Genomic DNA, 20,870 nt, shown 5'->3' with positions numbered 1-20,870 from the left:
CCGGTGGTGCGTTGCGGTCAGCAGATCACGCGGACTGGGCGCGCCACAACCTCGCGTAGGCACCGTCGGCGGCGAGCAGTTGCTCGTGCGTGCCGCGTTCGACGATCTGCCCCCGGTCGAGCACCACGATCAGGTCGGCGTCGCGCACGGTCGACAGCCGGTGCGCGATGGTCAGTGTGGTGCGCCCCCGGCTCACGTCGTCCAGGGCCAGCTGCACGGCGCGCTCGGTGGCGTTGTCGAGTGCGCTCGTCGCCTCGTCGAGCACCAGCACCGGCGGATCGCGCAGGATGGTGCGGGCCAGCGCCATACGTTGTTTCTCGCCGCCGGAGAAGCGGTGGCCACGGGCGCCGACGACGGTGTCGTAGCCGTCCGGCAGCCCCATGACCAGGTCGTGCACCTGGGCGGCCCGCGCGGCCTGCTCGATCTGCTCGTCGGTGGCGTCCGGCCGCGCGTAGCGCAGGTTCTCCCGGATCGTGGTGTGCAGCAGGTAGGTCTCCTGCGAGACGACACCGACCAGGCCGGCGACGTTCTGGAGGGTCATCTCCCGCAGGTCGACTCCGTCGATGTGCACGCTGCCGGTCGTCGGGTCGTGCAACCGGGAGACCAGCCCGGCGAGGGTCGACTTGCCCGAGCCGGTGGCGCCGACGAGAGCCACCTGCTTGCCGGCCGGAATGGTCAGGTCGATGCCGGTGAGCGCGTCGCGGTCGGCACCGTCGTAGCGCAAGCCCACGCCGGTCAGCGTGACCTCACCGCGCGCGGTCTCGGCGTCGACGGCGACCGGGTCGGCCGGGTCGTCGATGTCGACCGGCAGGTCGAGGTATTCGAAGATGCGGCTGAACAGAGCCATCGAGGTGACCACTTCGGCGCCGACATTGAGCACCCCGAGCACCGGCCGGAAGAGCGCCGCTTGCAGGCCGGTGAAGGCCACAAGCGTGCCGATCGTCATACCGCCGCTCGTCGCAGGCAGACCCGCCGCCAGGTAGATCAGCGCCGGGATCGCGGCGAAGATGATCGCCATCGTGCCCATCCGCCAGCGACCGGCCATCTGGGACTGGACCTCGAGTTCGGTGAGACCAGAGGAGGTTTCGCCAAATCGCCGCGCCAGAGCCGGCCCGGAGCCGACGGTCTTGGCGAGGGTGACGCCGCTGATCGACAGCGACTCCTCGATCTGGGTCTGCAGATCGGCGAGCGCACGCTGCGCCTTGTTCTGTATGGCGCGCCGCAGCCGCGCCACGCGTCGCGTCAGGTAGATGGCCGGCGGCAGGATCAAGAGGCTGAGCAGCGACAGCCGCCAGGACAGCACGACCATCGCGACGGCCGTGCCGACCGCGGTGGTGACGTTGGTGGCGATCGAGGTCGCGGTGCCCGTGACCACGCCTTGCATGGCGTTGACGTCGTTGGTCAGTCGCGACTGGAGCTCGCCGCCGCGGGTACGGGTGAAGAAGCCGAGCGGCATCCGCTGCAGGTGGGTGAACAGGTCGGTCCGCAGCCCGTGCATCACGCGCTGCCCGATGCCGGTCGCGAGATAGGTCTGCACGATGCCGAGCCCTTGCGTGATGACGGTGACCGCGAGCATGGCACCGACGAGGGTGAGCAGCAGCGAGACGTCCTGCTGCGGGATCGCAGTGTCGATGAGGTGCTTGGTGAGGAACGGCGTGATCAGCCCGACCAGCGAGCTGACCACGATGATCGCGGTGACGATGGCGAGCGGCACCTTGTGCGGGCCGAAGAGACCGGCAATCCGTCGCAACGACACCGGGTGCTCGCTGAGCTGCTCGACGTCCTTGGGGTCCTTGCGGCGACTGGCCCGGGTGCCGGCGGGCGGACCCTGCCGTTCACCGGAGCTGCGCGCCGCGGTCATGCCCGGCGAGCCGGGAAGTGTGGGGGTGGCCGTCATACGGCATCACCTGCCCTTCGTGTTCAGAGCGAATTAGTGAGGTTACCTCACATTGTTGTAACCGTCGCAATCGCCCTACCATTCCGGTATGACGCAGGTCCCCGACGAGCCAACTCTCGGCCAACTGGTGCAGCAGACTGCACGGGCGCTGCGCCGGGCCAACCTGTCCGAGCTCGAGCCGTACGGGTTGTCCCCGAGTCAGTCGCGCGCGCTCGGGGTGGTCAGCCGGCACGGTGCGGACCAAGGCCTGCGTTTGTCCACCGTCGCCGAGCACCTGGACATCGCGCCGCGATCGGCCACCGAGGTGATCGACGCGCTGGAGGAGCGCGGCCTGGTGCACCGCACGCCGGATCCCGCGGACCGCCGGGCGGTGCTGATCTCACTCACCGACGAAGGCCACGCCCTGCGACGGCGCCTCGAACGCGCGCGGGCTCGGCGCAGCGACGAAATCTTCGGGTCGTTGACATCGCGGGAGCAGCAGTCCCTGCGGGAGCTGTTACGTCGCGTCCTCGACCGCAAGTGAACCTGCCACTGCCGGAGCCGGAAGATCGAAGACGAACGGCGCCCAGTCGGTGTCGTCGTCGCCGCCGAGCAGCTGCATCGCCAGCGCCGCATTGATGAGCATGCCGCGGCCCAGGAAGGTGCTGAGCTCGTCATCCGCGGCGCCACCCTGCTCGCGCAGCAACCGGACGATCTGGTGGAACAGCCGCCGCGCCTCCTCGGCGATCTGCGGCTCCCTCGCCGCGGCTAACGCATTGAAGATCATCAGGCTCAACTCCGGCCGGCGCGTCACCAACTCGGCATAGGCGCGACCGAGCAGCTGCGCGTCGAAGGGCGGCCGCACGTCGGCGGCTAACGCCTCCAGGATGAGGTCACCGGCATACCGGTGCGCCTCGAGGAAGAGCTCGAGCTTGGTGCCGAACACCTGGATGATGCGCGGCTGGCTCACCCCCGCGAAGCTCGCCACCTCCGCCGTCGTCGCGCCGTGATAGCCGCCACGGGCGAACGCCTGCACCGCCGCGTCGAGCATGCGGCGCCGGCGCAGGTCAGCTCCGGAATCGTTTTCTCCGGCCAGCGGGCGATTTTGCATCGTGGCAGTCAAACATGTTCGGCTGCATTTGCGGCACCAACCCGCCCCCGAATGTCGCGATGGGAAGGACCGCTCAGAAATACCAGGGAAATCCGGACCAGTCGGGATCGCGCTTCTGCAGGAACGAGTCGCGTCCTTCGACGGCCTCGTCGGTCATGTAGGCCAGCCGTGTCGCCTCCCCGGCGAAAACCTGCTGCCCCATCAGCCCGTCATCGGTGAGGTTGAAGGCAAACTTCAGCATCCGCTGCGCGGTGGGGCTCTTGCCGTTGATCTCGGCGGCGGCCTGCAGCGCCTCGTCCTCCAGCTCCGCGTGGTCGGCCACGATGTTGACCGCGCCCATCCGCTGCATGGTCTCGGCGTCGTAGGAGCGGCCGAGGAAGAAGATCTCCCGGGCGAACTTCTGGCCGACCTGCTTGGCGAGATAGGCCGAGCCGTAACCGGCGTCGAACGAACCGACGTCCGCGTCGGTCTGCTTGAAGCGGGCGTGCTCGCGGGAGGCGATCGTCAGGTCGCAGACGACGTGCAGCGAGTGGCCCCCGCCGGCCGCCCAGCCGTTCACGACGGCGATCACGATCTTGGGCATGGTGCGGATGAGCCGCTGCACCTCCAGGATGTGCAGCCGGCCACCCTGCGCCTTGACCCGGGCGGCGTCGACGGTGTCGGCGGTCTCGCCCTCGGCGTATTGGTAGCCCGAGCGGCCGCGGATGCGCTGGTCGCCGCCGGAGCAGAACGCCCAGCCGCCGTCCTTCTCGCTCGGGCCGTTGCCGGTGAGCAGCACGCAGCCGACGTCGGGCGTCATCCGGGCGTGGTCGAGCGCGCGGTAGAGCTCGTCGACCGTGTGCGGCCGGAACGCGTTGCGCACCTCCGGGCGGTTGAACGCAACGCGCACGGTGCCCTTCTCGGGACCCGGCCGCACGCACCGGTGGTAGGTGATGTCGGTGAAGTCGAAGCCCTCGACCGGCTCCCACGCCTGCGGGTCGAAGATTTCGCTGATCTGGTCGCTCACGCCTTGGAGGATATGACTACCGTCGTATGCCGTGAGCGACACACCTGCCGACGGTCCTGTCGAACTCGACTCGCTGTTGTCGACGATGCGCGTGGTGAGCATCCCGATGCGGGTGCGGTTCCGCGGGGTGCTGCATCGCGAAATCGCAGTGTTCGAAGGCCCGTCCGGGTGGGGCGAGTTCTCGCCGTTCCTGGAGTATGCCGCGCCCGAGGCCGCCCGCTGGTTGGGCGCCGCCATCGATGCGGCATGGGGTGCGTGGCCGACGCCGGTGCGCGCGTCGGTGCCGGTGAACGCCACGGTGCCTGCGGTGCCGGCCATCGAGGTGCCCGCGGTGCTCACCCGGTATGACGGGTGCACGACCGCGAAGGTGAAGGTCGCCGAGCGCGGGCAGTCGCTCGATGACGACCTGTCCCGGGTGGCGTCGGTGCGCGAGGTGATGGGCCCCGACGGCTGCGTGCGAGTGGACGCGAACGGTGGCTGGTCGGTCGATGACGCGGTGGACGCCCTTGCGCGGCTCTCGTCATACGGCTTGGAGTATGCGGAGCAGCCCTGCGCGACCGTAGAAGAGCTGATCAGCCTGCGAAAGGCGTTGGCGCAGCGCGGGATCGACGTGCCGATCGCAGCGGACGAGTCGATCCGCAAGGCCGACGACCCATTGCGCGTCGCGCGCGTCGGTGCCGCGGATGTCGCGGTGATCAAGGTTGCCCCGCTCGGGGGCGTGCGGGCCGCCCTGGAGATCGCACAGGAGGCCGGGCTGCCGACGGTGGTGTCCAGCGCGATCGACTCCTCGGTCGGGATTGCCGCCGGACTGGCGCTGGCCGCGTCCCTTCCCGACCTGCCGCACGCCTGCGGCCTCGGCACGCTGGAGCTGATGGACGGCGATATCGTCACCGATTCGCTTGTGCCGCAAGCTGGTTCGCTGCGCGTGCGCCGGCCGGCCCCGTCGCCCGAGCTGCTCGACCGGTATGCCGCACCGCCGGACCGGGTCGCCTGGTGGCGGGACCGGGTGACCGCCTGCTACGCGCTGCTGTAGCCGCTCAGCTGGACTTCGCGGTCGGTTGCAGTTGACTCGCCGCGCCACTCCCGGCGAACGCGTCGCGCACGTGCTCGGACACCTGCGAATCCCCGGCGGAGATCAATGGACCCGACACGCTCGTCGGGTCGTAGACCTGCCCGCTCGGGTAGGTCGTCACTCCGCCGGCCTCGGCGACCAGCAACGATCCGGGCGCGTGGTCCCACGGCATTGCATTGCCGTACAGCAAGTAGTCGCAAGCGTTTTCGGCCAGCTTCGGATAGTCGATCCCGCAGCTCACCCAGGTCAGCTCCAACGGCGGCAGGTCACCCAGCCGGGCACCCACCAACGACCGCCGCGACGTGCGCCCACGCGGGGCGGCTGCATCCCGCCGTGCCGAACCGAGGCGTTCATCCCCGCGCCACGCACCGGCGCCGCGCTCGGCGACATACGCCAGCTCGTGTTCCGGCTGCCAGATCCAGCCGCGCACCACCTGCGGCCCGCGCAACTCGGCGACCATCACCGCGTGATCGGGCGAACCGTGCACGAAGTTGCGGGTGCCGTCCACCGGGTCGACGGTGAACCAGTGGTCGGCGTCGGCGGCGGCTTCGAGGATTGCGCGGTCGGCGGCAACCGCCTCCTCGCCGACGATCAACGCATCCGGGTAGGCCTCCCGCAGCCGGCGAGTGATCTCGACCTCGGCCTCGCGATCGGCGACCGTGACCAGGTCACCAGGGTTCTTCTCCATGACCTCGCCGTCGGCGAGCGACCGGAATCGCGGGGTGATGACGTCGGCGGCGACTTCTTGCAGCAGGGTCAGGACCTCGTCAGTCTGCACGCCTTCACTATGCCCTGCCGACGACCGCGTGCGTGCACCCGTCTCACTCCACCGGCTCCCGGTAGATCTTGTGCGCCGCGGCCTGGGCCCGCGGACGGACCACCAGCTGATCGATGTTGACGTGCTCGGGCACGGTGGCGGCATACGCGATGCAGTCGGCGACGTCCTCCTGCGTCAACGGATTGCGCACACCCGCATAGACCTGCTCCGCGCGCTCCCGGTCGCCGTGGAAGCGCACCAGTGAGAACTCATCGGACTTCACCAGCCCCGGGTCGATCTCGCACACCCGCACCGGCTGGTCCCACAGCTCCAGTCGCAGCGACAGCATCATCGAGCGCACCGCGGCCTTCACACCACAGTAGCCGGCGCCGCCCTCGTAGGCAGTGATCGCCGCGTAGGAGCCCACGGTGATGATCACCCCGTGCGCCCTGGTCAGCGCCGGCAGCAGGGCCTGGATCGTCGCGGCGACCCCGATGACGTTGGTGTCGTACATCGTGCGCCACTCATCGAAGTTGGCCTGCGCGACGTAGTCGGTGCCGAGCGCACCACCGGCATTGGCGACCAGCACATCGACCCGGTCACCCGCCTCCGCCGCCAACCGTGCGATGTCACCGGCCTTGGTGACGTCGCAGGTGACCGCCCGTCCGCCGATCTCCTGCGCCAGCGCTTCGATGCGGTCGGTGCGCCGTGCCGCGCAGATCACCTCGAAGCCGTCCTGCGCCAGACGCCGGGCGGTCGCCCGTCCGATGCCGCTGCTCGCCCCGGTCACCACTGCGATGCGTGTGCTCATGGGCAAACGATAGAGACGTAACCTTGACCGGTGCCGACCCTGCTGCCCTTCCTGGTCCGTCCGGGCGAGTTGGGTTCCTACCGCTCGGCACTCGCCGCGGCGCTCGACGGCACCGGCCCACCCATCAGCCCGTATGCCGAGCCGAGTCCCCCGCCCGAGACTGCCGAGGTGCCGGATGGTGTCGCCCTCGTCGTCAGCACCTCCGGCTCGACCGGCACCCCGAAGCGGGCGATGCTCGGCCGGGATGCCCTGGTCGCGAGCGCCGACGCCACCCACGAACGGCTCGGCGGTCCGGGTCAGTGGTTGCTGCCGATGCCGCCCCAGCACATCGCCGGCACCCAGGTGCTCATCCGGTCTCTGCGGGCCGGGGTGGATCCGGTCACCCTGGGGGCCTTCGGCGTCGACGAATTCATCGACGCGACAGCCAGACTCGTCGGCGAGCGCCGTTACACCTCGCTCGTGCCGACGCAACTGCGACGCTTGCTCGACGCGGGCCCGGCCGCGCGGGAGGCCGTCGCGTCCTACGACGGCCTGCTACTGGGCGGCGCCGCGTCGCCGCCGGCACTGCTCGCCGACGCGGCCGACGCCGGCATCCGGGTGCTCACCACCTACGGGATGAGCGAGACCTCCGGCGGCTGTGTGTATGACGGGGCTCCCCTCACCGGCACCACCGTGCAACTCGCCGACGACGGCCGGATCACGCTGTGCGGCAACACGATCGCCTCCGGTTATCTCGGTGCCGCAGAGCTCACCGCTGAGGTGTTCGGCACTTTGGCCGACGGCACCCGCACGTTCCGCACCGACGACATCGGCACCTGGCAGCAGGGCAGACTCCACGTGCTGGGGCGGATCGACGACCTGATCAACACCGGTGGTTTGAAGGTCGCACCACGCGTCGTCGAAGAGGCTGCGACCCACCTGCCCGACGTGCTCGAAGCCGTTGCAGTCGGTTTGCCGGACGCCGAGTGGGGCCAGGCGGTCGGCCTGGCGATTCGAGCTCGCAAACCGTTGGACCTGGCCGACATTCGCGCCGCCCTGCGCGAGACGCTCCCGTCATACGCCTTGCCGCGACGGTTGCTGCTGATCGACGAACTACCGTTGCGCGGCCCCGGCAAGCCGGACCGGGCCGCGCTCCTCGAACGAGTCGAATGGCAGACTTTGCCTGCTCCCCGCTGAGGCGATCGCCGCAGCATTCGCACCACCTGGAAGTCACATCGCACAGCAATGGCCACGCTCAACGAATGGATCGGCGGTTCCCGCCCACGCACCCTGCCCGCTGCCGTCGCCCCGGTCGTCGCGGGCACCGGATCGGCATACGCGATCGGCAAGGCCAGCCTCGGCTACGCCCTGCTGGCACTGCTGGTGTCCCTCGCGCTGCAGCTCGGCGTCAACTTCGCCAACGACTACTCCGACGGCATCCGCGGCACCGACGAGGACCGAGTCGGCCCGGTGCGGCTCGTCGGTCAGGGCCTGGCCACCGCCGCCAACGTGAAACTGGCGGCATTCGGCTGCTTCGCGGCCGCCGGCGTGTGTGGATTGGCGCTGGTGGCGCTCAGCGGGAAGTTCTGGCTGCTGCTGGTCGGCATCGCCGCGATCATCGCCGCCTGGAAGTACACCGGCGGTGAAAATCCTTACGGTTACATGGGACTCGGCGAGGTCTTCGTCTTCGTCTTCTTCGGTCTGGTCGCGACACTCGGGACCACCTACACCCAGGCCGGCACGCTCGAGTTGTCCAGCTGGGCCGCGGCCGTCGGGGTCGGCGCGATCGCCTGCGCGATCCTGGTTGCCAACAACCTGCGCGACATACCCGGGGACACGATCGCCGGCAAGCGCACGCTGGCGGTGCGGCTCGGCGACCGGAAGACCCGCGCGCTCTACGTCGGCTTCCTCGTCCTGGCGTTGTTGATGGCGGGCCTCGCCGCACTCCAGCACCCGTGGGCCGGCATCGCGGTGCTGGGACTGCTACCCGCCATCCGCCCGACGGTGCAGGTGCTGCGTCAGGCGCGGGGACGCGACCTGATCCCGGTGCTCGCCGGCACCGGGATCACGATCCTGACGTATGGCGTGCTCTTCGGTCTCGGCCTCTACCTGGCCTACCGCACCGCCTGAGATCGGCGCGCGCCGTGCTCAGTTCTGCGGGCTGGTGCCGAGCTTCACCTTCGCGGTGTGCGAGCCGCCGTTCGCGTCGACCCAGGTCACACTGACGCTGTCACCGGGATATTTGCTGTCGATCAGACCGCCCAACGCATCGGCCGAGGTGACTTGTTGACCGCCGATCGCGGTGATCGTCGACCCCTCGGTGATGCCCGCGCTCGCGGCAGCGCTGCCCTCTGTGACGCCGACGACGGACGCGCCGGACGGTGAGCCGCCGAAGCCCTGGCCATAGCCGTATCCCGAACCCGAACCGGCCGAACCACCCGAAGCAGAAGCGATCTCGACGCCGAGCGCGGCCCGGGGGCCGATGTGCACGGTCGCGCTGCGGGTGCCGCTCTCGATCTGCTGGGCGATCGACGTCGCCGACTTGATCGGGATCGCATAACCGGTGATCGGCGTCGAGGACGATGCCGCGGTGTTGATGCCGATCACCTCACCGTCACTGTCCAGCAGGGCACCACCGGAGTAGCCCGGCACGATCTGCGCGTTGGTCTGGATCAGCCCGGTGAGCGACTCGGACGAGGCGCCGTTGTCGCCGCGCGCGGTGATCTGCTCATTGGTGCCGGTGACGGTGCCGCTGGTCTTGTAGAGCGTGCCCCGCCCGCCGCCCTGACCGACCGCGGTGACCTTGTCGCCGAGCACCGCGGTCGCGGTGTCCAGCTTGGCGGTCGTCATCCCGCTGGCGCCCTCCAGTTTGAGCACCGCGATGTCGCGCTGCTCGTCGTACCCGACCACCTTGGCCTGGTAGGTCTTCTCGTCACCGGCCACCACCCGGATCTGGGTCGAGCCGTCCACCACGTGGTAGTTGGTCAGCACGGTCCCGTCGGACGACAGCACGATGCCGGTGCCGGCACCTTCACCACCCGCAAGCACCGTGTCGATCATCACCACACCCGGTGAGGACTTGATCGGCGTGCCGGAGACGCTGTTGCTGGCCTGCTGCGACCACGGGTTGGTCTGCTGGCCGTCCGCACCCGACCCGTCACCGTATGACGGGGCCTGCTCGGGGCTGGACGACCCGGCACCCGGGGACTGCGCACCGGCCGAACTCGACCCGTCGGACGGACTGCTCGGCACCACGACCGACGGCGCCGACGCACCGAGTGAGAAGCCGCCGTGCGTCACGTAATCGGTGGCCACCGCGGTGGTGGGCACCAGCGCTACGGCGGTGAACGCGGCTGCGGCGAAAGCAAGACGACGCGACATGTGGGGCTCCTTGGGGAAGTGATGTGCTACCCGCTATTGAAGGAGCCCACCCCATGGCAACCCCCGGGGGAGTTTGTGGGCCTGCTGTGGACGCCGGCCGGAGACCTCAGTCGTCCAGGTCGTCGTCCTCGGCGCTGCGGTAGGCCTCGGCACGCTTCTGCCGCTCGGCGACCTTGCGCTCGATCTGGCTGGCGAACTGCTCGCGAGGTCCGCGCAGCACGAAGAAGGACACCACCAGAGAGACCAGTGCCGCGAGGATCAGCAGCGGCCAGCCGCGCAGCGACACGGCATACAGCACCAGCACGGCCGCGAAGAAGATCAGCAGCCGCATTATCGAATAACGAACCATCACATACCTGAGTAGGAGTGCATGCCAACGATGAACATGTTGACCACGGTGAAGTTGAACAGCACACAGACGAAGCCGGCGATCGAGATGTAGGCCGCCTTCTTGCCGCTCCACCCGGCGGTCGCCCGGGCGTGCAGGTAGGCCGCGTAGACGACCCAGATGACCAGCGTCCACACCTCCTTCGGGTCCCAGCTCCAGTAGTGCCCCCACGCGATCTGCGCCCAGATGGCGCCGGCGATCAGCGTGAAGGTCCACAGCGGGAAGGCGATGATCAGCAGCCCGTAGGTGGTGCGGTCCATCGTCGCCGAGTCGGGCACGGCGTCCATGAACTTGTACTTGGTGTCGCCGATGTCCTCGCGCCACTTCTGCACGAAGTAGAGGATCGTGGTGGAAAAGGCGATCGTGAAGAAGGCAACCGACAAGATCGCGACCGTGACGTGGATGGTCAGCCAGTAGTTCTTCAGCGACGGCATCAGTTGGCTGGCCGCGGTGTAGAAGACCAGCGCCGCGAGCATCTCGGTCAGCAGCGTCGGGCCGACCACGAAGATGCCGAGCGAGCGCACGTCGCGGCGCAGGCTCCAGATCAGGTATGCCGTGATCACGAAGAACGAGCCGACGATGGAGAATTCGTACATGTTGCCCAGCGGCGGGCGACCCACCGACACCGCGCGCAACACCACGCAGGCACCGAGGAGCAACGCCCCCAGCCAGCTGAGCGACATGCCGATGCCGGCCCACTGACGCTTCTCCGGCGGCACCTCGGCAGCCGGTGCCGCCGTGCGCTCCAGCAGCGCCGTGCCGCCGCCGTCTCCGCCGGCCGCCGCGGCTTGCTCGGTGGCGTCCTCCCGACGGGCCGCGGCGCGCTCGGCGCGGCCCGGGTGGCCGGCCAGATCCGCCGCGAACGCGAGCATCGCCAGCAGCAGCACGACCGCCGAGGCGTAGAGGAAGTTGTTCGACGTAGTGGCCAGACCGATATTGGTGGCGTGCCCGCCGAGCGAGAGGTCGCTGGTGAGGGAGTTCATTTACGAACCTGCCTGCTGCTTCTTCGGGTTGGATGCAAGCCGCTCGCCGACTCCCTCGAGCAGGGAGTCGAGTGCGACCTGCAGGCGTGGATCCTCGCCCTTTGCGAGTGCGCCCGCGGTGATCAGGGTACGCGCCGGGGCTCCGGACGGCTTCTTCGCATCGTCATCGGGCTCGACGCCGACCTTGACGAAGATCCGACGGCGACGCAACGTCATCGACATGATGAGGCCGGCCAAACCGATGAGCGCGGCCAGCAGCGCGGTGGTCTTGCCCGGGTCGTACCGAGCCGAGAGCCCGGCCCACCGGGGCACCGTCTTGTCGAGACTGATCGTGGTGCCATCGGGCAGTTTGGCGCTCTGCCCGGCGTAGACCACGGCGCTCCACGGCTGCTTGCCGTCCATGACCTGGGTCATCTTCTTGGTGTTGAGCGTGTAGACCGACTGCGGCAGCGCATCGGGGAACAGGTCGCCCTGGTAGGCGCCGAGCACGAGCGCGGGGCGGTCGGTGTCCGGGAAGGTCGAGATCGGCCCCTGCTTGCTGTCGAACGCCGCCGTCGGCAGGAACATCCCGAAGAACCCGAGCTCCTTGGGCGACGCTGCCGGGACCTTGATGGCGCCGACCGACTTGTAGGTGTTGCCCTGGGGCAGGAACGGCGTGGCCTGCTGATAGATCACCTTCCCCGACGGGTCGCGCACGGTGACCATCGGCGCGTAACCGTTGCCGAGCAGGTAGACCGAGGTGCCGCCGAGGTTGACCGCACCGTTGACCTTCAGCAGCTCGTTGACCGGCTTGCTGCCGAGCGGGTCCTGCGTGCTGACCGACGCGATGAAGTCACGGGGCTGGCCGTACTGCGGTGAGTCTTTCGGCACGTTCCGCTCGAAGGTGACATCGAGCTTCTTGATGTCCAGGCTCCACGGCTTGATGTCGTCGGAGTGCACCCACGGCCCGAGGTCGAGGGTGTTGAACGAGCCGGCCGAACTCACGAAGGGCTGCCCGCCCTCCGGCACGATCACGTCACCGCGCCAACCCATCAGGTGGTCCGCGGCGACCGCGAGCACGACGACGATGAGGCAGGTGTGGAACAGCAGGTTGCCGGTCTCCCGCAGTCGCCCGCCCTCGGCGACGATCGCCTGCGATCCGTCGGCCGGCTCATCGACACGCACCCGGTAGCCCTTGCGTCGCAGCACCGCCCGGGTTGCTTCAACGACGTCGGATTGCTTTGCCGCAGAGACTCGTTCGGCCGACGCCGGCAGTCGACCCAGCCTCCGCGGCACGCGCGGCAGCGGCGAGCGCAACGCCTTCAGGTGCACGCCGATGCGCGGCACCACGCAACCGATGATCGAGACCAGCAGCAAGAGGTAGATGGCGGCGAACCACGGCGCGCTGTACACGTCGAACATGCTCAGCCGGTCCAGCCACGGACCCATCGTCTTGTGGTCCTGCAGGTATGACGTGACTCGCGGCGCGTCGATGCTGCGCTGCGGGAAGATCGAGCCGGGCACGGCGGCAACCGCGAGCAGCAGCAGCAAGAACAGCGCCGTGCGCATCGAGGTCAGCTGACGCCACAGCCAGCGCAGCGTGCCGAGCAATCCGAGCTTCGGCCCGTTGATCGGCGTCTTGCGCGCGGATTTGCCCGTTGCGGAGGCGTTGGCTGCCTTCGCAACCTGGTGCGCGTCGTTATCGGTTTCAGTCGACATAGCTCAGATCACCGGGACGAAATTTTCGGAGCCGGTCAGCCGCACCTGCACCCAGCTGATCAGGTGCAGCCACTCACCGGAGATCATCACGACTCCGACTGCCAGCATGAGGACGCCGCCGACCAGTTGGATCGGCCGGTGGTGGTCGCGCAGCCACCGGGATGCCTTCTCGGCGCGCGACCAGCCTGCCGCGATCAGCAGGAAGGGGATGCCGAGCCCGAGACAGTAGAAGGCCGCGAGCGTCACGCCCCGACTGGCGCCACCGGTGCCGATCGGGTTGGCGAGGTTGATGATTGCGCCATACACGGGGCCGACGCAGGGGCTCGCGCTCAGCCCGAAGACCGCCCCGAGCAGCGGCGCCCCGAACAGCCCGGCCGACGGCCGCCACCGCACCGGGATGCCACGCTGCCCGATGAAGCCGAGGTAGACCAGCGCGAGCAGGATCACGATGACCCCACTGATCCGGATCATCGCGTCCTGATGCAGGTAACGCAGGTTGGTCACCCAACTGTATGCCGCGGCAACGCTCACCAACACGACCGAGAAACCGACCACGAACAAGAACGCACCGGCGACCAACCGGGTCCGGCGGCGCTCGTCGGTGAGCCCGGTGACGTAGCCGAGAAAGCCTGGCACCAAAGGCAATACGCACGGCGACGCAAACGAGACCACCCCGGCTGCCACCGCGAGCGCGACTGCGATCGGGAGGCTGCCGGAGGCGACCGTCTGGGCTGCGTCAGCTGTCACCGCGGGGCCTCCGAGAAGTATCGCGCAGGAGCGCAGCGGGGGAAGCGAACTTCTTGGGGCATGGGTCAGCCCTTGCTCACGACGTCCTGGACCAAGCCGGTCAGGGTGGCGGTCGTGGTGGGGCCGCTGACCCGCGCGGCAATGCGGTGCTGGGTGTCCAGCACCAGCGTCGACGGAGTCGCGGTCGCCTTGCCCTGCAGCGCAACCAATGCCGCTCCCCCGTCGTCCTGCAGCGACGGGTAGGTCACCCCGACCGTCTTCAGGTAGGCCGCCGCGGTCTCCGGGCCCTCCTGGCGGTCGACACCGATCATCACGATGTTGCCCTTGGGCTGGAAGGACTCCCACGCCTTCTGCAGCGCGGGCATCTCCTCCTTGCAGGGCGGACACCAGGAGCCCCAGACGTTGATCACCACGATCTTGCCGGCGGCGTCCTTCTCGGAGGACCAGGGAGTGCCGTCGAGCAGTTTGCCGGTCAGCTTGACCGGTTTGCCGCGCTTGTCGGCGCCGAGCTGCTCGATGCCGCCGTCACCGGAGATGTAGTTCTTGTCGTCCCCGGCCTTGGCCTGTTTGGCGATCGAGCTGTCACCGCTGGAGTTGCAGGCACTCAGCCCGAGTGCGACGGGCAGGGCGAGGGCGCCCCCGAGGAAGGCGCGTCGGGCGATCATGCGGTTTTCCTTCCGGTCGCCGATCCGGCGGCCTCCTTCGCTTTGGGCAACAGGTCGCGGGCCGGCTCGTGGTAGCCGACGCCGACGAAGTCCTCGCCCTCGAATCGCAGGCTGGTCACCGAGGCGAGCGTGCACTGCCGGCGCCGAGGGTCGTGCCACAGGCGCTTGCCTTCGAAGTGCTGGCGCGCGATCCACACCGGCAACTGATGGCTGACGATGACCGCCTCGTGCCCCTGCGCTGCGGCGCGCGCATCGGCGACGGCGCTCGCCATACGGGCGGCGATCTCGGCATACGGCTCGCCCCAGCTGGGCTTGAGCGGGTTGGTGAGTTTGCCCCAGAAGCGAGGCTTCAGAAGCTGTTTCGGGTGCTGCCCGACGGTCAGGCCCTCGAAGTCGTTGCCGGCCTCGATGACGCGCTCGTCGATAGTGACCGGCTGGCGCAGCGCCTCAGCGAGCGGCTCCATCGTCTCCTGGGCCCGCTCCAGCGGTGACGAAACCAGCCAAGTGACGTCGTTGCCCTGCAGGTATGACGCCACGCGCCCAGCCATCTCGCGGCCGAGCGCGGACAGGTGGAAGCCCGGCATGCGCCCGTAGAGAACGCCGCCGGGGTTGTCGACCTCGCCGTGCCGCACCAGATGCACGACGGTGCGGGTCATGACTGCCTCATTCGCACGGCGTCCTTACGCATTGGCGGAGTGTCGCATCTCAGTCTGTGTCGTCTCGTCCGGTGGCCGGTCAGCCGGCGGCCGCCGCGGTGGCGGCAGCGGGCAGCGCCTGCAGGACGTGGCCGATCGCGTCGTCGTCGTGCGCCGCGCTGACGAACCAGGCCTCGAACGAACTCGGCGGCAGGTGCACGCCCTGGTCGAGCATCGAGTGGAAGAACCGGCCGTAGGCGGCGGTGTCCTGTGCCTTCGCGCCGTCGTAGTCGCGCACCTCGTCGCCGGTGAAGAACACCGAGAACATCGAGCCGCCCCACTGCACCGTGTGCGGCACACCGGCCTGCGCGAGCGCGACCGACGCAGCGTCGGCGATGGTGTGCGCGACGACGTCGAGGCGGTCGTAGACCTCCGGGGTGCACTGCTGGAGCGTGGCCAGGCCGGCGGCGGTGGCGATCGGGTTACCGGCCAGCGTGCCGGCCTGGTAGACCGGCCCGTCCGGGGCCAGGCGGGCCATCAGGTCGGCTCGGCCGCCGAACGCGGCCGCCGGGAACCCGCCGCCCATCACCTTGCCGAAGGTGAACAGGTCGGGCGCGCCGCCGTCCGGCTCGCCCTCCAGGCCGTACCAGCCGGCGGCCGAGCAGCGGAAACCGGTCATCACCTCGTCGGTGATCAGCAGTGCGCCGTGCTCCTTAGTGATCTTCCGCAGTGCGCTGGTGAAACCTTCCGCCGGTGGCACAACACCCATGTTGCCCGGCGACGCCTCGGTGATCACGCAGGCGATCTCGTCGCCGTGCTCGGCGAAGGCGGCTTCGACCGCGGCGACGTCGTTGTACGGCAGCACGATCGTCTCGTGTGCGCTCGAGGCGGGGACACCGGCGGAGTCCGGCAACGCGAAGGTGGCGACACCGGACCCGGCCGCTGCGAGCAGTGGGTCGACGTGCCCGTGGTAGCAGCCGGCGAACTTGACCACCTTGCTGCGACCGGTCGCCCCTCGGGCCAACCGCAGCGCCGACATGGTGGCCTCGGTGCCGCTGCTGACCAGCCGCACCTGCTCGACCGGGTCGACGCGACGGACGATCTCCTCGGCGAGCGCGACCTCGTTCTCGCTCGGCGTGCCGAAGCTGAACCCGCGCGCGGCGGCCTGCTGCACCGCATCCATGACCGCGGGGTGCGCGTGGCCGAGGATCATCGGCCCCCACGAGCAGATCAGGTCGACGTAGCGGTTGCCGTCGACATCGGTCAGCCAGGGGCCCTGCGCCGAGGCAATGAAGCGGGGGGTGCCGCCGACCGCCCGGAAGGCGCGGACCGGGGAGTTGACGCCGCCGGGGGTCACCGCGCGAGCGCGCTCGAGCAGCGCGGCGGAGCCGGTGGTTTCGGTGGAGTTGTCGGTGGGCGGTGCCTGCGTCATACCTCCAGTTTCGCAGGCGACGCAGGTCACATCCACTACGGGCTGTAGTGGCCCCGCAGGTGCTCCCGCACCCGTGTCATCGCGACGCCGAGAGCGTGGAAGAGCATCGGGTCGAGCTGCCGCACCAGATGGTCCTGCACACCTTGCACGTGGATCCGCGCCGCCGCCTCGACTGCCGCCAAACCCGCTGGGGTCAGCACGAGTTCGATGCCCCGACCGTCGTGGGGCGCCGGCCGCCGTTGCACCCAGCCGCGACGCTCGAGCCGGGTCGCGGTGTGCGTGACGCGGCTGCGGGACTGGATGACGAGGTCGGCGAGCTGGCTCATCCGCATCGAGCAGTCGTCGGCCTCGGAGAGCATCGACAGCAGTTCGTACTCGGCCAGCGACATACCGGCTTGTTGCAGCTCGGTGTCGAGGGTCAGCTCCAGCGCCCGGCTGGCCCGCAGGTAGGCGCGCCACGACTTCTGCTCGTCGTCGGTGAGCCACGCAAAATCGCCACCGGTCTCACGCCCGGACGGCGGCGGCGGTAGGGCAGGCTCGGATGCGGCAGACATGACTCCTCAAGCATAAGTGGCGAGCAGTCACCGAATAGGGAATAATTGAAATATCAATGAAGTTGTGCCGTGCGGTCGCGCCGAGCGGCCACCCACGAACAGCATCAACCGATGACCTTTTTGACAAGGAGCGCCATGACCACGCTGCAGAACCTCACCCCCGGCACCTGGAACATCGACCCCGCCCACAGCCAGGTCGGCTTCAGCGTTCGCCACCTCATGGTGAGCAAGGTGCGCGGCAAGTTCGAGGACTTCACCTCGACCCTGACCGTCGGCGAGAGCCTGGAGGAGTCGAGCGTCGAGGCGACCGTGCAGATGGCCTCGATCAACACCGGCGTCGCCGACCGCGACAACCACCTGCGCACCAACGACTTCTTCGAGGTCGAGAAGTTCCCGACGATGACCTTCAAGTCCACGGGCATCACCTCCTCGACCCTGACCGGTGACCTCACCATCAAGGGCGTCACCCACCCGGTGAGCTTCGAGGTCGACTTCGGCGGCGTCGGCGGCGACCCGTGGGGCGGCACCCGCGCCGGTTTCGAGGCGACCACCGAAATCAACCGCAAGGAGTTCGGCGTCACCATCGACATGCCGCTCGAGGGCGGCGGCGCCGTCGTCGGCGACAAGGTGAAGATCATCCTCGAGCTGGAGTTCGTGAAGGCCTGAGCCGTCCGGCTTCCAGCCACCAGCGCCGAGATTGACCGGCCGAAGACATGTGGTGTTGTGCTCTTCGTGACCGTGCCGTAATCTCGGCAACCGACCCGCGAGCGGGACCTGCGCATACCCCCGAGTGTTCAGGTCCCGCTCGTGTTGTCTACGGCCGCTCGGTGGAACAACCCGACGGAGCGCGTGGACCAGCGCTGAGCGGCGCTGGTGTTGCAGACGCTGACGCCGACCATCTGCCCGCTCACGGTGATGCACCGTCCGTCGACGCTGCTGGCGAGACGCTGCGAGGCGTCATAGCTGAAGCGCTGCGCGTCCGAGCCGGTGCAACTCGCGGTGACCAGGCTGTAGTTGGTCCACAGCCAGTAGCGGGACTTGTTCACCTGCAGGCAGGTGTCGGAGCCGGGGAGCTTGAGCGCTCCACCGGAGATCTCCCAGCGCTGCTCGGCCGCGTTCGCATCGCACCCGGCCGTGACGAGCGAGGAAGTCAGGCACTGCCCGTTCGCCGCGCTGATGTATTGCTTGGCCGGGGGCATCGCAGGTAGCGCCGCACTGCGCCAGTTCCACTGCTGGTTACTCGTCGACCCACAGGTCCAGATCACCAACTGGGTGCCGGCCGGCTGACCTCCGGGCCAGTCGAGGCACTTTCCTGATTGCGGGTTGCGCAGCGAACGGTCGGGCTGGATCGTCCACGCCTGCGCCGCGGTGCCGTTGCAGCCCCACACCTGCACCTTGCTGCCGTTGGCAGTGCCGCTCTGGTCGACGTCGAGACAAAGGCGCAGGTTCGCCGACGGCGAGACGACCCCGTTGGTGTACTGCCAGACCTGTTCCCGGCTGGTGTTCGCGCAGGTCCGCGACGACACCGGAGCACCGGATGCGAGGGAGGACGCGGTGAGGCAGGTACTCGGATCACGTGCGCTGACAACCTGATTGGTGCCCTGCGGCGTCGCGATGATCGGATCCGGGCCACCCGGGTCGGCGTCGGTCGCGGTGATCTGCAGGGACGCCGTCCGGTTGTCGAAGCTGCTCACCGACCGCACGCCTGCGCCATACACCTGGCAGCTGCCGGTGAGATTCGCGCCGCTGCAGAGCTTGACCTGCCAGCCATTCGCGACATCGATGCCGCTCAACTGGCCGGCTCCGCCGACGCCGCTCAGGCCACCGTCGGCGGCGTCCCAGACGCCCGCTTCCATCGCCTGCGGCTGGGTGCTGAATGCACTGTCGGCATACGCCATCACCGGGGTGCCACCGGACCGGGCCGTCTCCACGCGCGCCGTGCCGGCGGTCGGACGCACCACCTTGACGATCGGTGCGACGTTGGGCACGCCGTTCTTGTCGACGGCGAACAGCATGTAGTAACCACCCGGCGCCTGCGCGGTGTTCGGCGGGGTGCGCACCGTGATCGACGTGCCGCTGACCGAGTACTTCAACGGGATGTATCGCTGGCCCTGATCCTCGCTGTGGGTCGGGGCCCCGAGCCGGATCATCCCGATCTTGGCGATGTCGGCCGCCTGCGGGGAGGTCACGGTGAAGGCCGAGTCGATCTTGACCTCCGCCGGTGTGCCGGTCAGCACCGGCCGTGGGGCCAGGCCGGTGCCGTCCTTCTTGTAGAGGTATGGCGGGGTGAAGATCTCGAGGTTCTTCGCCAGGTAGCCGGTCTTGACGCAGGCGTCACAGACCCCGCCGCCCCCGGTGAAGATGCGGCCGTCGGGCAGCAGCAGCGCGGTCGAGTGATAGAACCGCTTGATCGCCGCCGGCTCGTACGACGTCCAGGTGTTGGTGTCGGGGTCCCACCGTTCGGGGCTGAGTGCCGGATGGCTGAGGTCGACCAATCCCCCAGTGCCCCAGGTGGTTTGACCGCCGGTTGCCAGCAACGAGCCATCGGGCAGGATCGTCAGGTTGTGCTGCCGCCGCGGCGTCGACATGGGCGCTCCGGCGGTGACCTTCGGGGTTGCGCCGCGGGTGTCGATCAGCGCCGTCGAGGCCACCGGGTTGCCGCCGCCGGCGACCATGGTCAGCCCGGGCCGGTACTGCGCGTAACCGGCGTAGTCCCGGGTCAGCCCGTCACGATTGGCCAACTGGGCCACCGAGCCACCACCCTGCCAGGTGTAGCGCAGCATCGTTGGCTCGGGACCGGCCGACAGCACCCGGCCGTCGGGCTGACTCTGGATGAACGGGTAGAGGCGGGACGTCGGCCGCTGGAAGCCAAGGGTGCGCAGCGTGCCGTCCGCCTGACGTATGTCGACGGTGCTCGGGCCGCCGCCGACGATGATCGCGTCGTCGTCCATCAGCGCCGCGACCGACGGGTACCAGCGCTCCCCGGACATGTTCGGGCCACGTCGCCACGACATCGTGTTCCAGTCGAAGACGTGGGTGAGGTTGGTGCCGTTGAGCTGCTGGTCCTTGTTGCCGCCGGCCACCAGCACCGTGCCGTCGGACAGCTGCACGAAACCGGCGCAGAAGATATTCGAGCCGTTCAGGTCGACCCGCTGTTGTGCACCGGTCGCCGGGTCGTAGACCTCGACGCGGGTGAAGGTCTGATCGGGGTAACCCTCAGCGGCACCGTCACCGACCGAATCCCACATCAACAGCTTGCCGTTCGGCAGCAGTGCGGTGAACACCGGCACGACCTGGGTCGCGACCGGAGCGGCCCAGCTGCCGCCCAACTGCGCCGGCATCGCGGCCCGTGCTCGCTGCACCGACGACTGATCGGCGCGGGCGGCGGCCGGGTTGGCCTGCTTCTCGATCTGTGACATCGGCACACCGGCCAGATCCTTCTTGGCGTGCTCCTTCGGATCTGCGGTGCCCGTGTCGCCGTGCGCCGGCATACCGGTCGCCCGAGCCGGACTCACCGCCATGGCCGGCGCGATGGCGATGAGCAGCGCAAGGCAAGCGAGCACCGGTGCGCGCAGCCGATCAACAAATGTCCTCATGACGCCCCCCTGGCATGAACCACGGGCCGTCCTGACAGTCGTCCGGCCGTGGTGTCCTACAGCCTGACGGCCGTCCAGTCGGTGCGCAACCGGTTTGCGGTTATCCGCGACCTCGGGGTTTGCTCAGCGTGGATTGAGGGTCAGCCCTCGCGCCGTCGCCTCTCGGCTGTTGACCGAGT

The 20,870-nt window shown here is 68.9% G+C and carries 20 protein-coding genes; 5 read left to right on the top strand and 15 right to left on the bottom strand.

From position 1 onward, the window contains the following. Positions 1-25: 25 nt before the first annotated feature. Complete coding sequence (locus N2M23_RS03880; protein ID WP_265443434.1) at positions 26-1,897, bottom strand: ABC transporter ATP-binding protein; 1,872 nt, start codon at positions 1,895-1,897, stop codon at positions 26-28. A gap of 88 nt (positions 1,898-1,985) precedes the next feature. On the opposite strand from N2M23_RS03880, the gene N2M23_RS20600 reads away from it, so the two are divergent. Then, positions 1,986-2,420 carry a MarR family winged helix-turn-helix transcriptional regulator gene (locus tag N2M23_RS20600; RefSeq protein WP_279671408.1) on the top strand — a complete coding sequence of 145 codons (435 nt, stop codon included), beginning with the start codon at positions 1,986-1,988 and terminating at the stop codon, positions 2,418-2,420. On the opposite strand, the gene N2M23_RS03870 is transcribed toward N2M23_RS20600, so the two are convergent. Together N2M23_RS03870 and N2M23_RS03865 are read right to left on the bottom strand one after the other, a co-directional pair. Next, a complete protein-coding gene (locus tag N2M23_RS03870) occupies positions 2,394-2,987 on the bottom strand; it encodes a TetR/AcrR family transcriptional regulator (RefSeq protein WP_265443432.1) in 594 nt (197 codons plus the stop codon). The genes N2M23_RS20600 and N2M23_RS03870 overlap by 27 nt on opposite strands. A 73-nt stretch (positions 2,988-3,060) precedes the next feature. After that, entirely contained in the window at positions 3,061-3,993 is a 933-nt protein-coding gene (locus tag N2M23_RS03865) for a 1,4-dihydroxy-2-naphthoyl-CoA synthase (protein WP_265443430.1), read from the bottom strand. A gap of 31 nt (positions 3,994-4,024) precedes the next feature. On the opposite strand from N2M23_RS03865, the gene N2M23_RS03860 reads away from it, so the two are divergent. After that, entirely contained in the window at positions 4,025-5,026 is a 1,002-nt protein-coding gene (locus N2M23_RS03860) for an o-succinylbenzoate synthase (protein WP_265443428.1), read from the top strand. Between the two features lie 4 nt (positions 5,027-5,030). Here N2M23_RS03860 and N2M23_RS03855 read toward each other — a convergent pair whose 3' ends face one another. Then, positions 5,031-5,843 carry an inositol monophosphatase family protein gene (locus N2M23_RS03855; protein ID WP_265443427.1) on the bottom strand — a complete coding sequence of 271 codons (813 nt, stop codon included), beginning with the start codon at positions 5,841-5,843 and terminating at the stop codon, positions 5,031-5,033. A gap of 43 nt (positions 5,844-5,886) precedes the next feature. Continuing rightward, positions 5,887-6,633: an SDR family NAD(P)-dependent oxidoreductase gene (locus N2M23_RS03850; protein ID WP_265443425.1), complete on the bottom strand. Its 747-nt coding sequence runs from the start codon at positions 6,631-6,633 to the stop codon at positions 5,887-5,889. Between the two features lie 30 nt (positions 6,634-6,663). Here N2M23_RS03850 and menE point away from each other — a divergent pair, with 30 nt between their 5' ends. Both menE and N2M23_RS03840 read left to right on the top strand, forming a co-directional pair. After that, the gene (menE, locus tag N2M23_RS03845) at positions 6,664-7,809 is read left to right on the top strand and encodes an o-succinylbenzoate--CoA ligase (RefSeq protein ID WP_265443423.1); all 1,146 of its coding nucleotides are present in this window, start codon (positions 6,664-6,666) and stop codon (positions 7,807-7,809) included. A gap of 48 nt (positions 7,810-7,857) precedes the next feature. Beyond that, positions 7,858-8,742, top strand: coding sequence for a 1,4-dihydroxy-2-naphthoate polyprenyltransferase (locus N2M23_RS03840; protein WP_265443421.1), 885 nt, complete (start codon positions 7,858-7,860; stop codon positions 8,740-8,742). A gap of 18 nt (positions 8,743-8,760) precedes the next feature. Here the strand turns inward: N2M23_RS03840 and N2M23_RS03835 are convergent, their stop codons facing one another. The 9 genes from N2M23_RS03835 to N2M23_RS03795 all read right to left on the bottom strand — a co-directional run bounded on the left by N2M23_RS03835 (position 8,761) and on the right by N2M23_RS03795 (position 17,095). Continuing rightward, positions 8,761-9,993: a S1C family serine protease gene (locus tag N2M23_RS03835; protein ID WP_265443420.1), complete on the bottom strand. Its 1,233-nt coding sequence runs from the start codon at positions 9,991-9,993 to the stop codon at positions 8,761-8,763. Positions 9,994-10,099: 106 nt separating this feature from the next. Then, positions 10,100-10,342: a DUF4229 domain-containing protein gene (locus N2M23_RS03830; RefSeq protein ID WP_265443419.1), complete on the bottom strand. Its 243-nt coding sequence runs from the start codon at positions 10,340-10,342 to the stop codon at positions 10,100-10,102. Beyond that, the gene (ccsB, locus tag N2M23_RS03825) at positions 10,342-11,364 is read right to left on the bottom strand and encodes a c-type cytochrome biogenesis protein CcsB (protein WP_265443418.1); all 1,023 of its coding nucleotides are present in this window, start codon (positions 11,362-11,364) and stop codon (positions 10,342-10,344) included. Before ccsB ends, N2M23_RS03830 begins: the two co-directional genes overlap by 1 nt. Next, entirely contained in the window at positions 11,365-13,062 is a 1,698-nt protein-coding gene (gene resB / locus N2M23_RS03820; protein WP_265443417.1) for a cytochrome c biogenesis protein ResB, read from the bottom strand. A gap of 3 nt (positions 13,063-13,065) precedes the next feature. Then, a complete protein-coding gene (locus tag N2M23_RS03815; RefSeq protein WP_265443415.1) occupies positions 13,066-13,809 on the bottom strand; it encodes a cytochrome c biogenesis CcdA family protein in 744 nt (247 codons plus the stop codon). A gap of 65 nt (positions 13,810-13,874) precedes the next feature. After that, positions 13,875-14,474, bottom strand: a complete 600-nt coding sequence (locus N2M23_RS03810) for a TlpA family protein disulfide reductase (protein WP_265443414.1) — start codon at positions 14,472-14,474, stop codon at positions 13,875-13,877. Then, on the bottom strand, positions 14,471-15,130 hold the full coding sequence (locus N2M23_RS03805) for a histidine phosphatase family protein (protein ID WP_265443413.1): 660 nt from the start codon (positions 15,128-15,130) through the stop codon (positions 14,471-14,473). The genes N2M23_RS03810 and N2M23_RS03805 overlap by 4 nt, the downstream gene beginning before the upstream one ends. Positions 15,131-15,209: 79 nt before the next feature. After that, complete coding sequence (hemL, locus tag N2M23_RS03800) at positions 15,210-16,541, bottom strand: glutamate-1-semialdehyde 2,1-aminomutase (RefSeq protein WP_265443412.1); 1,332 nt, start codon at positions 16,539-16,541, stop codon at positions 15,210-15,212. Between the two features lie 35 nt (positions 16,542-16,576). Beyond that, complete coding sequence (locus N2M23_RS03795; RefSeq protein ID WP_265443411.1) at positions 16,577-17,095, bottom strand: MarR family winged helix-turn-helix transcriptional regulator; 519 nt, start codon at positions 17,093-17,095, stop codon at positions 16,577-16,579. A gap of 135 nt (positions 17,096-17,230) precedes the next feature. On the opposite strand from N2M23_RS03795, the gene N2M23_RS03790 reads away from it, so the two are divergent. Beyond that, positions 17,231-17,761 (top strand): YceI family protein, encoded by a 531-nt coding sequence (locus N2M23_RS03790; RefSeq protein WP_265443409.1) that lies wholly within the window; start codon positions 17,231-17,233, stop codon positions 17,759-17,761. Positions 17,762-17,889: 128 nt separating this feature from the next. Here N2M23_RS03790 and N2M23_RS03785 read toward each other — a convergent pair whose 3' ends face one another. Further along, on the bottom strand, positions 17,890-20,691 hold the full coding sequence (locus N2M23_RS03785; RefSeq protein WP_265443407.1) for a ricin-type beta-trefoil lectin domain protein: 2,802 nt from the start codon (positions 20,689-20,691) through the stop codon (positions 17,890-17,892). Positions 20,692-20,870 lie beyond the last annotated feature (179 nt).

It is taken from the genome of Flexivirga meconopsidis, from assembly GCF_026162425.1.
Lineage (GTDB): Bacteria > Actinomycetota > Actinomycetes > Actinomycetales > Dermatophilaceae > Flexivirga > Flexivirga meconopsidis.
Note: the sequence above shows the minus strand (reverse complement) of the source record. Positions and strands in the feature narration are given on the sequence as shown.

Coding starts and splice junctions, on each gene's coding strand:
- N2M23_RS03880 (WP_265443434.1), bottom strand. CDS start 1,897: ATGACGGCCACCCCCACACTTCCCGGCTCGCCGGGCATGACCGCGGCG.
- N2M23_RS20600 (WP_279671408.1), top strand. CDS start 1,986: ATGACGCAGGTCCCCGACGAGCCAACTCTCGGCCAACTGGTGCAGCAG.
- N2M23_RS03870 (WP_265443432.1), bottom strand. CDS start 2,987: ATGCAAAATCGCCCGCTGGCCGGAGAAAACGATTCCGGAGCTGACCTG.
- N2M23_RS03850 (WP_265443425.1), bottom strand. CDS start 6,633: ATGAGCACACGCATCGCAGTGGTGACCGGGGCGAGCAGCGGCATCGGA.
- N2M23_RS03840 (WP_265443421.1), top strand. CDS start 7,858: ATGGCCACGCTCAACGAATGGATCGGCGGTTCCCGCCCACGCACCCTG.
- N2M23_RS03835 (WP_265443420.1), bottom strand. CDS start 9,993: ATGTCGCGTCGTCTTGCTTTCGCCGCAGCCGCGTTCACCGCCGTAGCG.
- N2M23_RS03830 (WP_265443419.1), bottom strand. CDS start 10,342: ATGGTTCGTTATTCGATAATGCGGCTGCTGATCTTCTTCGCGGCCGTG.
- ccsB (WP_265443418.1), bottom strand. CDS start 11,364: ATGAACTCCCTCACCAGCGACCTCTCGCTCGGCGGGCACGCCACCAAT.
- resB (WP_265443417.1), bottom strand. CDS start 13,062: ATGTCGACTGAAACCGATAACGACGCGCACCAGGTTGCGAAGGCAGCC.
- N2M23_RS03810 (WP_265443414.1), bottom strand. CDS start 14,474: ATGATCGCCCGACGCGCCTTCCTCGGGGGCGCCCTCGCCCTGCCCGTC.
- N2M23_RS03805 (WP_265443413.1), bottom strand. CDS start 15,130: ATGACCCGCACCGTCGTGCATCTGGTGCGGCACGGCGAGGTCGACAAC.
- hemL (WP_265443412.1), bottom strand. CDS start 16,541: ATGACGCAGGCACCGCCCACCGACAACTCCACCGAAACCACCGGCTCC.
- N2M23_RS03795 (WP_265443411.1), bottom strand. CDS start 17,095: ATGTCTGCCGCATCCGAGCCTGCCCTACCGCCGCCGCCGTCCGGGCGT.
- N2M23_RS03790 (WP_265443409.1), top strand. CDS start 17,231: ATGACCACGCTGCAGAACCTCACCCCCGGCACCTGGAACATCGACCCC.
- N2M23_RS03785 (WP_265443407.1), bottom strand. CDS start 20,691: ATGAGGACATTTGTTGATCGGCTGCGCGCACCGGTGCTCGCTTGCCTT.